Genomic DNA, 10,692 nt, shown 5'->3' with positions numbered 1-10,692 from the left:
TTAACCGGGGCCGCCAAATTCCCCAGGCCGCCCCGTCAAGGCGCGAGGGGGTTAGCCATGGGCCGCGGCCGGGCTAAGGCAAAGCAGACCAAGGTTGCACGGGAGCTCAAGTACAGCTCACCGGCCACCGACTTCGAGAGCCTCCAGCGGGAATTGTCTGGCGGTACACCCAACTCGCACCGGGACGAGGTCTTCGCGGACCAGCGTTCCGGCCCGGACGGTCGTTCCGCCTGGGACGACGACTACGACGACGACTGGCGTCGCTGACCCGAGCCTCACGCACGGGAGGGGGGAGTCGGACCACCGACTCCCCCCTCCCGCTGGGCACCCCTCCCCTCCGCCCGGATCCCCCACAGCTCTGCGGACCCGGTCGGGCGGTGAGGCGATCCCGAAAACTTCTTCATCACCACGACGCGCAGCGCCCGGGCCGTCCTGAACGGCCCGGGCGCTGCGCGTTTCGGGTGTGGAGAGGTTCCGGGGTGGGGCGTTCCCGGATGCCGGACTCGGGCCGGCGCCGGGTCAGAACCGCGGGTGGTCGCCCACCAGCACGGCCCGCACGTCGTCCTGGTCCTGCGACTTGCGCACGGTGCCCAGGGTCCAGCAGTCGATGTGCCGCGCGGTGAGCACCGCGAGGGCCCGGTCGACGTCCTCGGGCGCGACGATCGCGACCATGCCGACGCCCATGTTGAAGGTCTTCTCCATCTCGGCCCGCTCGACGCGGCCGCGCTGGGCGATGAGCCCGAACACCGGAGCCGGGCTCCACGTGGTGCGGTCGAGTTCGGCGACGAGTCCCTTCGGCATCACGCGGGCCAGGTTCCCCGCGAGTCCCCCGCCGGTGACGTGGCAGAAGGTACGGACCTCGGTCTCGGCGGCCAGCGCGAGGCAGTCCTTCGCGTAGATCCGGGTCGGCTCGAGCAGTTCCTCGCCGAGGGTGCGGCTGAACTCGTCGACGTGTGCCGTCAGGCTCATCTTGCCGATGTCGAGAAGGACCTTGCGCGCCAGCGAGTATCCGTTGGAGTGCAGACCCGACGAGCCCATGGCGATGACCACGTCGCCCGGGCGCACCCGGTCGGGTCCGAGCAGCCTGTCGGCCTCGACGACGCCGACACCGGTGGCGGACAGGTCGTAGTCCCCGTCGGCCATCACGCCGGGGTGCTCGGCGGTCTCGCCGCCGAGCAGCGCGCAACCGGCCTGGACGCAACCGGCCGCGATGCCGCCGACGATCTCGGCCACCCGCTCGGGCACCACGCGACCGACCGCGATGTAGTCCTGCAGGAAGAGCGGCTCGGCGCCACAGACCACGAGGTCGTCGACGACCATCGCGACGAGGTCGAGACCGACCGTGTCGTGCTTGTCGAGGGCCTGCGCGACCGCGAGCTTGGTGCCGACGCCGTCGGTGGACGCCGCGAGCAGCGGTTCCTTGTAGTCACCCTTGAGCGCGAACAGACCCGCGAATCCGCCGAGGCCGCCGAGCACCTCCGGGCGGGTCGCCTTCTTCGCGTGCGGTGCGAACAGTTCGACGGCTCGATCGCCGGCCTCGATGTCCACGCCCGCCGCTGCGTAGGAAGCTCCGGGGGTTGTGTCCTCGGTCATGGGTTGTCGGCTCCAGCCTCGAGTTGTGGTGAACAGGTGTGTCGGCATCGCTGCCGGGCGCGCGCACGCACGCCGAAGCCCGCCGATCGCGCACCTCAAGGTACCTGACCGGGTCGGACCGCCGACGCGCGACGACGCGAAACCGTGGCCGCCGCCATCGCGGCGGCGGGTGGGTCTAGGGGCGGCTCAACGCGTCCGCGTTGTCGTTGTCGAGCACCGGCGCGGTGCCCGCGGCCCCGCCGAGCATGCCTTCGAGCACGTTCTTTCCGACGGCGTGCTCCTTCGGCAGCGCGATCGGGTAGTGCCCGTCGAAGCACGCGGCGCACAGGCGCGATGCGGGCTGCTCGGTGGCGCCGATCATCCCGTCGATCGAGATGTACCCGAGGGAGTCCGCACCGATCGAACGGCGCACCATCTCCACCATCTCGTCGAAGTCGTGCCCGGTCAGCTCGGAGGCGTCGCGGGTGCCGCCGCCGTTGGCGATCAGCTCGGCCGGGGACGCGAAGTCGATGCCGTAGAAGCAGGGCCACTTCACCGGCGGCGACGCGATCCGCACGTGGATCTCGAGCGCACCGGCCTCGCGGAGCATGCGGATCAGGGCGCGCTGAGTGTTGCCACGCACGATCGAGTCGTCGACGACGACGAGCCGCTTGCCGCGGATGACCTCGCGCAGCGGATTGAGCTTGAGCCGGATGCCGAGCTGCCGGATGGTCTGGCTCGGCTGGATGAAGGTGCGGCCCACGTAGGCGTTCTTCATCAGGCCCTGGCCGTAGGGGATGCCGGAGCCCTGGGCGTAGCCGACGGCGGCCGGGGTGCCCGACTCGGGGACCGGGATGACCAGGTCCGCGTCGACCGGGTGTTCCTTGGCCAGGCGCCGGCCGATCTCGACGCGGGTCGCGTGCACCGAGCGGCCCGCGATCGTCGAGTCCGGACGCGCGAGGTAGACGTACTCGAACACGCAGCCCTTGGGCTCGGGGTTCGCGAAGCGGGTCGAGCGGACGCCGTCGGCGTCGATGGCGAGCAGCTCGCCGGGCTCGATGTCGCGCACGAAGGACGCACCGACGATGTCGAGCGCGGCGGTCTCGCTGGCCACCACCCAGCCACGGTCCAGGCGACCCAGGCACAACGGCCGGATTCCCCACGGATCGCGGGCGGCGTAGAGCGTGTGCTCGTCCATGAAGGTGAGGCAGAAGGCACCACGCAGGGTCGGCAGCAGCTCGAGGGCCGCCTGCTCGACGGTGCTGTCGGCGGCGGCGTGCGCGAGCAGCGCGCCGACGATGTCCGAGTCGGTGGTCGCCGTGACCGCCCGCCGGTCCTCGCCGAGGCCCAGCTCGCGGGCGCGCTGGGCGAGTTCGGCGGTGTTGACCAGGTTGCCGTTGTGGCCGAGCGCGACGCCGGTGCCGGCCGCGGTGGTGCGGAAGATCGGCTGGGCGTTCTCCCAGGTGGTCGACCCGGTGGTCGAGTAGCGGCAGTGCCCGATCGCGATGTGACCGGACATGGCGGCGAGCGTCTGCTCGTCGAAGACCTGGCTCACCAGCCCGAGATCCTTGAAGACGAGAACCTGCGAGCCGTCGGCGACGGCGATGCCGGCCGCCTCCTGGCCGCGGTGCTGCAGCGCATAGAGGCCGTAGTACGTGAGCTTGGACACATCCTCGCCCGGAGCCCACACTCCGAAGACTCCGCACTCCTCGCGAGGTTCGTTCTCAGGTTCCTCGGCTGCGAGGAGATTACGTGTGTGGACCGACAGATCGGCACTGGTCACCGGGGTGCTCCCTGGGGGCTGGACAGAAGAGAGGCAACACCATTCTACGGGTCGCGCGACGGTGCCCCGCCCCGACGGGCCGCCGGGGCCCCATCCGGCGTCCCGTAGCCCCCCACTCACAACCGCAGCAGCGGCATCCAGTGCGCGATTTCCCCCGCCCGGCTGCCGGACGCGTCCAGCGACCCCTCGGCGGCCGCGTCGGCGAAGCCGACGAGACCGGTGGCCAGCCGCAGCCACGTCCGTGGGTCGGTCTCGACCACGTTGGGCGGGGTGCCCCGGGTGTGGCGAGGGCCCTCGATGCACTGCACCGCCACGAACGGCGGCACCCGGACCTCGACGCTGGATCCGGGCGCCACCTGTTCGAGGGCACGGGCGCTCAGGCGCACGGCAGTCGCGAGGTCGGTGCGGGCGGGCGCGTCGTCGGTCTCCGCCCGCAGCCACGGACCGACCCGGAGCAGGGCGGCGCGGAGTTCGGCGGGGTCGACGGGTCTGCGCGGTGCCACGGCGAGCCAGCCTAACGCCGCCGCGGCGCGGCGGCGTCCTCCTCGGGCGGCAGGCCGGCCAGGCGGACGGCCACCGCGCCGCCGGCGTTGAGGGCCAGGTGCAGCAGTGCCGGCGCGAGGACGCTGCCGCTGCGCCGGCGCAGCCCGTCGAAGACCACCGCCGAGAGTCCGGTGACCAGCACGGTTCCGAGCACGTGGTGACCGGCGTCCCTCGCGGGCCGCACGTGCCACAGCCCGAAGGCCGCCGCGTGCAGGCCGGACCCCGCCCCACCCGGACCGAGCAGCGCCGCGAGCACGCTGCGGAACAGGAGTTCCTCGGCGGCGACGGTGCCGAAGGGAATGTGCAGGCCCACCCATTCGTAGAAGTCCTCACGTTCGGCACGGGCCTCGTCGACGAGCCGGGCACGCAGCGACGGGACGGCCAGCATCACCCCGTAGGCGGCGAGCGGGACGGTCGCGGCGGCCGCACCCCAGCGGGCGCCGGACACCAGGTGCACCGGGTCCAGTCCCAGCGTCGCCCGTTCCAGGCCCGAGGCCCGCGCCGCACCCACCGCCGCGGCGCCGACCGCTGCGGACAGCACGGCCCGCCCCCGCGGCCCGAGGCGCGTGGCCGGCAGCACCGCACCCCACCCGACGACCGCCGCGGCGACGACGACCGGACCGAGCCACGGCCGGCGGCGAGCCCGTCCCGGCCGGCTCACTTCTCCGGTCCCTGCAGGTCGTCGATGACGCTCAGCGCGAACCGCACCCGCTCGGTGTCGGTCTCCGCCCAGCCTTCGGGCCGGGCGATCGCGAGCCACCCGTCGAGCACCGTGGTGCCGTAGTTGTGGCCGTGACCGTCGGGTACCCCCGCGGCGTTGGTCAGATCCGCCGAGACCTGCCAGAACGTCACGAACGGGAACCACCGCATCTGCGGCAGCCGATCGGGTCCGGGCGGTTCGGACAGCCAGTCCGGCCGGCTGAAGATCAGGTCCGGGGACCACCACACCACCGGATCGGAGGCGTGCTGCAGGTACAGGATCCGGGGGAACAACCATTGAGTGTCGGGTTCGCCGATCGACGCGCGGTTGTCGGCGAAGCGCACCACCAGACCGTCCGCGTACACCGGCTCGACCTCGGTGGTGCCCGGGTCGCGCCGGGTGACGAGCTGACGCCACAGGCGGTTCGAGTTGGGCGGACCGACCCACAGGACACCGTCGACGGTGTCGCGGATCTCGGCGAGCGTGTCGAAAGCGCCCTCCCCCGACTGGGTTCCGAGGCTCTCCCCGTACAGGTACAGCTTCGGGCGATGCTCGGCGGCCTGGGCGAGCCACCGGTTGTGCACCCGGTCGATCAGCATGTCGCCGGCGGCGGCGGCCTTCTCGCGGTCGGCGAGGAACGAGATCCAGCTCGGCATGTACGAGTACTGCCACGCGACGAGGGCGACGTCGCCGTTGTGGACCAGTTCCATCATCATCGCCGCGGTCGGATTGACCCATCCGGTGCCGGTGGTCGGGATGACGACGAGCACCTCGCGGTCGAACGCGTCGGTGCGTTCGAGCTCGTCGATCACCAGGTCGGCACGCGCCTCGGGGGTGTCGGCGGTCTCGAGCCCGGCGTAGACCCGGATCGGTTCCCTCGCCGGGGCGCCGTTGATCGCGGTCAGCTCCGCGGCGCTCAGTCCCCGGCCGACGAAGTCGCGGCCCTGGTAACCGAGCGTGTCCCACGCCGCGAACGACTCCGGGCTCCCGGACTTCTCGGGCACGAGCGGCTGGGTGATCCCGGGGCGGGTCTCGCTGTTCTGGAGACCGAACACCACGTTGAGTCCCGCGTACGCACCCCGGGCCAGCACACCGTCGATCAGCATGAAGACCACCAGCACCACCAGCAGCGCACCGAGCGAGCGAGCCGCACCCGGCGGCATGCGCAGGCGCCGCACGAGTTGCCACGCGACGATTCCCGCGAGTTCGCGCAGCCCCCGCCAGGTCGCGATCAGGGTGATCGCGACGGCGGCGGCAAGCACCAGGGTCCGCAGATACCCGCTGGTGGTGGTGCCCTCGGCATTCATCAGCGCGGCGAGCTGACGCTGCTGCCGCGAGGCGAACACCAGGGCCACCAGCGACGCGAGCACGGCCGCGACGGGGACCGCGACCTTGATCGCCCGCAGCACGGGCAGCGGCGGCGGCCACCACGGTCGGTTCGCCAGCAGCAGCCGGTACCCGGCCCAGCCGACGGCACACCCCACGCCGTAGCCGATGGCGACGTTGATGCCGCCGATGATGCCCTGGAACAACCAGTCGCGGGGCAGCAGCGACGGGGTCAGCGACCAGCAGAAGAACAGGGCCGCGAAGGCGATGCCGGTGAAATCCAGGCTCAGCAGTCCCCACGCCTGGGCGGTGTGGGGATGACGGTCACCGAATTCGGTGACCGCGTCGATGATCCGGCCCTGCCGGGCCTCGATCAACGCCAGCCGATCGACCTGGGATCCGACCATCGCTCACCCGAACAATGCCGGCAGTGTGCCCTCGTAGACCTCTCGCAGTTCGGCCATCGAGACCGAGAACCGGCCCTGCACCTCGACGGAGTCGGAGCCCTCGTCGACGACCCCGATCCGCACCCACGGCATGTTGCGCGCCGTGCACATGCCGGTGAAGCGGGTCTCCTCGGTGCGCGGCACCGCCACCAGCACCCGGCCGGCGGACTCGGAGAACAGGGTCACGAACGGATCCGCGTCCTCCGGCAGCAGGATCCGGCAGCCGGTCTCGCCGGCCAGCGCGGCCTCCACGACCGCCTGTGCGAGGCCGCCCTCGGACAGGTCGTGGGCGGCGGAGATCAGGCCGTCGCGCGAACCGGCGGTGAGGATCTCGGCGAGCAGCCGCTCCCGCTCGAGGTCGACCTTCGGCGGCACGCCGCCGAGGTGGTCGTGCTCGACCTGCGCCCAGATCGAGCCGTCGAACTCGTCGCGGGTCTCCCCCAGCAGGATCAGGGTCTCGCCCGGCTCGAGGCCGAGGCCGGTGGGGATGCGCCGGTGCACGTCGTCGATCACGCCGAGCACGGCGACGACCGGGGTCGGCAGGATCGGGGTGGCCCCGGTCTGGTTGTAGAAGCTGACGTTGCCGCCGGTGACGGGGATGCCGAGCTGCGCGCATCCGTCGGCGAGACCACGCACGGCCTGCTGGAACTGCCACATCACGCCCGGATCCTCGGGCGAGCCGAAGTTGAGGCAGTTGGACACGGCCTTGGGGGTGGCACCGGTGACGGCGACGTTGCGGTAGGCCTCCGCGAGGGCGAGCTGCGCGCCGGCGTACGGGTCCAGCTGGGTGTAGCGGCCCGACGCGTCGGTGGCCAGCGCGATGCCGCGGCCGGTCTTCTCGTCCACGCGGACCACGCCCGCGTCGGCGTTCTCGGCGAGCACCGTGTTGCCGCGGACGTAGCGGTCGTACTGCTCGGTGATCCACCTGCGGCTGCACAGCTGCGGCGAGCCGATCATCTTCAGCAGGGTCGCCTTCAGCTCCTCGGGAGTCTGCGGGCGCTGCAGTCCGGCGGTGGTGTCCGCGACGAGCGCGTCCTGGGACTCCGGGCGCTGCACCGGACGGTGGTACACCGGGCCCTCGTGCGCGACGGTGCGCGGCGGCACGTCGACGACGGTCTCACCGTGCCAGGTGATGACGAGCCGGTCGCCGTCGGTGACCTCGCCGATCACGGTGGCGAGCACGTCCCACTTCTTGCACACGGCCATGAAGGCGTCGACGTTCTCCGGGGTCACGACGGCGCACATGCGCTCCTGGGACTCGCTCGAGAGCACCTCGGCGGGCGTCATTCCCTTCGCGCGCATCGGGACCCGCTCCAGTGCGACGTGCATGCCGCCGTCGCCGGCGGCGGCCAGCTCGGAGGTCGCGCAGGCGAGGCCGGCGCCGCCGAGGTCCTGGATGCCGACGACGAGCTTCTCGCGGTAGAGGTCGAGGCAGCACTCGATGAGCACCTTCTCGGTGAACGGGTCCCCCACCTGCACGGCCGGCAGCTTCTTCCGGCCGGAAGAAGATTCGTCGCCCTCGAAGGTTTCCGACGCCAGGACGGACACGCCGCCGATGCCGTCCAGACCGGTGCGCGCACCGAACAGGATGACCTTGTTGCCCGTGCCCGACGCGAAGGCCAGGTGTAGGTCCTCCTTGCGCATCGCGCCGGCGCACAGCGCGTTGACGAGCGGGTTGCCGGCGTAGGAGGCGTCGAAGACGGTCTCGCCGCCGACATTGGGCAGGCCGAGGGAGTTGCCGTAGCCGCCGATGCCGCGGACCACGCCGTCGACGACGCGACGGGTGTCGGTCGCGTCGGCGGCGCCGAAGCGCAGCTGGTCCATGACCGCGATCGGGCGGGCGCCCATCGCCATGATGTCGCGGACGATGCCGCCGACACCGGTCGCGGCGCCCTGGTACGGCTCGACGTAGGACGGATGGTTGTGGGATTCGACCTTGAAGGTGACCGCCCAGCCGTCGCCGATGTCGACGACGCCGGCGTTCTCACCGATACCCGCGAGCATCGACGCCCGCATCTCGTCGGTGGTGGTCTCCCCGAAGTACCGCAGGTGCACCTTGGAGGACTTGTAGGAGCAGTGCTCGGACCACATCACCGAGTACATGGCCAGCTCGGCGTCCGTGGGACGACGGCCCAGGATCTCGCGGATGCGGGCGTACTCGTCGTCCTTCAGCCCCAGCTCGCGGGAGGGCTGGGCGACATCGGGGGTTTCGGCGGCGTGGGTGACGGTATCCACCTGCGGTGACACTGGGCGTCGGGTCCCTTCACTCTGGGATCGAAACGGCAGGCCGGGCGCGCGCTGCCGCGGCCAGTCTATCCGGGTGCACGCCCGGCGCCGTCCACCGGTGCGACGCCCCGCGGCGGCCGCACCGCCGTCAACGCGTCGAGATCCACGCTCACCCGGTGACCCGCGGCCGGAAGCAGCACCTTGCCCGTGTACTCCCCCTCGTAGCGGTACCACCCGTCGTCGAGCACGAACACCCCCAGCGTCGCGGGTTCGACGAGGTCGATCATCCAGTAGGCGGGGATGCGCGCCTCGGCGTACTCGGAGAACTTCGTGACGCGATCGGTGCGGACGCTGCCCTCGGCCATGACCTCCACCACCAACCGCACGTCGGCGGCCGTCGCGCGGTCGGGGTCGGCGTCGACCAGCGCCCGGTCGACGACGATGCCGTCCGGGCAGCGCACCGTCAGCGGGGACTCGGTGAGCAGCACCTCCACGTCGCCGAGCACGGCCAGTTCCTTCGGCAGCTGATCGGCGAGCTGAGCGACGAGCCCGAACGCGACGTGCTGGTGCAGGTATCCGGGCCGCGGCGACGCCGACAGCACCCCTTCGCAGACCTCGACGTGGAACTGCTCGTATTCGGGCAGTTCCGTCCATTCGGCGAGCGTGAGCAGATGGTCGGGGAACGACGGGCCGGTCACAGGATCACCACCGTTCGCGGTCGGGCGAATTGTCCCCTCAGTCTGGCACCGGATGCCGGGCCGTGCCGGTCAGTTCGCCGGAGTGAGAAACGCCCCGAGAGCGCGGGCGTACGCGGTGACGTCCTTCGCTCCCATGAGCTCGCGCGCCGAGTGCATCGCGAGCTGCGGAGCCCCGACGTCGACGGTCGTCAGCCCGGTCCGGGAGGCGGTGATGGGGCCGATCGTCGAGCCGCACGGCAGGTCGGCGCGATGCACGTAGCGCTGCAGCGGCACCCCGGCCTGATCGCAGGCGAGCGCGAACGCGGCGGCGCCGGCGGCGTCTGTGGCATAGCGCAGGTTCTGGTTGACCTTGAGCACGGGGCCGCCGTTCACCGCGATGCGGTGGGCGGGCTCGTGGCGGTCCGGGTAGTTCGGGTGGGTGGCGTGAGCCATGTCGCCGGAGGCCACCACCGAGCCGGCCATGGTCCGCAGAAAGTCCTCGCGGCTCCCGCCGCGGGCCAGCACGACCCGTTCGAGCACGGTGTTCAGCAGGTCGGAGAACGCGCCGCGGTCGGACATGCTGCCGACCTCCTCGTGGTCGAACAGGGCGAGCAGCGGCACCGGGCCGCCGTGCTCGGCGACGTGGCCGACGGCGGCGAGCAGCGCCGCGGTCCCGGCGTAGCAGGTGCCCTGGTTGTCCAGCCGTGGCGCGCTGACGAGGTCCGCGTCCGCCCCGACCAGGGTGGACGGGGCCAGGTCGTGGGTCATCAGCTCCCAGCCCAGGATCGCGTCGGCCTCGACCTCGACCGCCTCGGCGAGGAAGGCGAGGAAGGACCGCGGCGCGGTGCCCACCCCCCACACGGCGTTGACGTGGCGCTGCGGATCCAGTTGCACGCCCTTGCGGTCCTCCGAGAGGTGGATGGCGAGCTGGGGGACACGCAGGATCGGCCGGTCGACGCGCACGAGCACGTCCTCGGCACCGTTGCCGGCCCGTACCGTGAGCCGGCCGGAGACGCCGAGATCGCGGTCCAGCCACGAGTTCAGCCATGCTCCCCCGTACGGTTCGAGACCGACCAGTTGCCAGCCTGCCGAGGCGAGGTCGGGGTGCTGCTTGACCCGCAGGTTGGGGCTGTCGGTGTGGCCGCCGACGATCCGGAACGGGCGGGCGGGGTCGCCGTCGGCGCCTTCGGTGCTCCACGCGATCAACGAGCCGCCCCGCAGCAGGTAGTAGCGGCCGGGCTCGCTCGGCCACACCTGGGCCTCGGTGAGCTGCGTGAAGCCGGCGTCGGTGAGGGTGGCCGCGACGGTCGCGCACACATGGAACGGCGACGGCGACAGATCGACGAAGTTGCACAGGCCCTGTGCGTCGGCGGGCGTGGTCGTAGGCATGGCTGCATCCTCGCACCGCACCCGCCTCGA

General features: G+C 71.8%; 9 protein-coding genes. 1 reads left to right on the top strand and 8 read right to left on the bottom strand.

Annotated elements, in window-relative coordinates:
* Positions 1 to 57: 57 nt before the first annotated feature.
* Positions 58 to 267, top strand: a complete 210-nt coding sequence (locus HFP48_RS05915) for a DUF3073 domain-containing protein (RefSeq protein WP_006930206.1) — start codon at positions 58 to 60, stop codon at positions 265 to 267.
* Between the two features lie 252 nt (positions 268 to 519).
* On the opposite strand, the gene purM is transcribed toward HFP48_RS05915, so the two are convergent.
* The 8 genes from purM to HFP48_RS05875 all read right to left on the bottom strand — a co-directional run bounded on the left by purM (position 520) and on the right by HFP48_RS05875 (position 10,662).
* On the bottom strand, positions 520 to 1,593 hold the full coding sequence (purM, locus tag HFP48_RS05910) for a phosphoribosylformylglycinamidine cyclo-ligase (protein ID WP_006930215.1): 1,074 nt from the start codon (positions 1,591 to 1,593) through the stop codon (positions 520 to 522).
* Between the two features lie 175 nt (positions 1,594 to 1,768).
* Positions 1,769 to 3,355 carry an amidophosphoribosyltransferase gene (gene purF / locus HFP48_RS05905; RefSeq protein ID WP_006930220.1) on the bottom strand — a complete coding sequence of 529 codons (1,587 nt, stop codon included), beginning with the start codon at positions 3,353 to 3,355 and terminating at the stop codon, positions 1,769 to 1,771.
* 116 nt (positions 3,356 to 3,471) lie between these two features.
* Positions 3,472 to 3,858, bottom strand: a complete 387-nt coding sequence (locus tag HFP48_RS05900; protein ID WP_006930223.1) for a sterol carrier family protein — start codon at positions 3,856 to 3,858, stop codon at positions 3,472 to 3,474.
* An 11-nt stretch (positions 3,859 to 3,869) separates the two neighbouring features.
* Positions 3,870 to 4,559, bottom strand: coding sequence for a CPBP family intramembrane glutamic endopeptidase (locus tag HFP48_RS05895; RefSeq protein WP_168579216.1), 690 nt, complete (start codon positions 4,557 to 4,559; stop codon positions 3,870 to 3,872).
* Positions 4,556 to 6,331 carry an alpha/beta hydrolase gene (locus HFP48_RS05890; protein ID WP_065922977.1) on the bottom strand — a complete coding sequence of 592 codons (1,776 nt, stop codon included), beginning with the start codon at positions 6,329 to 6,331 and terminating at the stop codon, positions 4,556 to 4,558. Before HFP48_RS05890 ends, HFP48_RS05895 begins: the two co-directional genes overlap by 4 nt.
* Positions 6,332 to 6,334: 3 nt before the next feature.
* A complete protein-coding gene (gene purL / locus HFP48_RS05885; protein ID WP_029541457.1) occupies positions 6,335 to 8,617 on the bottom strand; it encodes a phosphoribosylformylglycinamidine synthase subunit PurL in 2,283 nt (760 codons plus the stop codon).
* Between the two features lie 65 nt (positions 8,618 to 8,682).
* Complete coding sequence (locus HFP48_RS05880; RefSeq protein ID WP_029541454.1) at positions 8,683 to 9,294, bottom strand: Uma2 family endonuclease; 612 nt, start codon at positions 9,292 to 9,294, stop codon at positions 8,683 to 8,685.
* A gap of 69 nt (positions 9,295 to 9,363) precedes the next feature.
* Positions 9,364 to 10,662 (bottom strand): M18 family aminopeptidase, encoded by a 1,299-nt coding sequence (locus HFP48_RS05875; RefSeq protein WP_006930236.1) that lies wholly within the window; start codon positions 10,660 to 10,662, stop codon positions 9,364 to 9,366.
* Between the last annotated feature and the right edge of the window lie 30 nt (positions 10,663 to 10,692).

This window comes from Rhodococcus sp. DMU1 (assembly GCF_012272955.1).
Taxonomy (GTDB): domain Bacteria; phylum Actinomycetota; class Actinomycetes; order Mycobacteriales; family Mycobacteriaceae; genus Rhodococcus; species Rhodococcus aetherivorans.
The sequence above is the reverse complement of the archived record's forward strand: the minus strand, read 5'-3'. Positions and strand labels throughout refer to the sequence as shown.

Coding starts and splice junctions, on each gene's coding strand:
- HFP48_RS05915 (WP_006930206.1), top strand. CDS start 58: ATGGGCCGCGGCCGGGCTAAGGCAAAGCAGACCAAGGTTGCACGGGAG.
- purM (WP_006930215.1), bottom strand. CDS start 1,593: ATGACCGAGGACACAACCCCCGGAGCTTCCTACGCAGCGGCGGGCGTG.
- HFP48_RS05890 (WP_065922977.1), bottom strand. CDS start 6,331: ATGGTCGGATCCCAGGTCGATCGGCTGGCGTTGATCGAGGCCCGGCAG.
- HFP48_RS05875 (WP_006930236.1), bottom strand. CDS start 10,662: ATGCCTACGACCACGCCCGCCGACGCACAGGGCCTGTGCAACTTCGTC.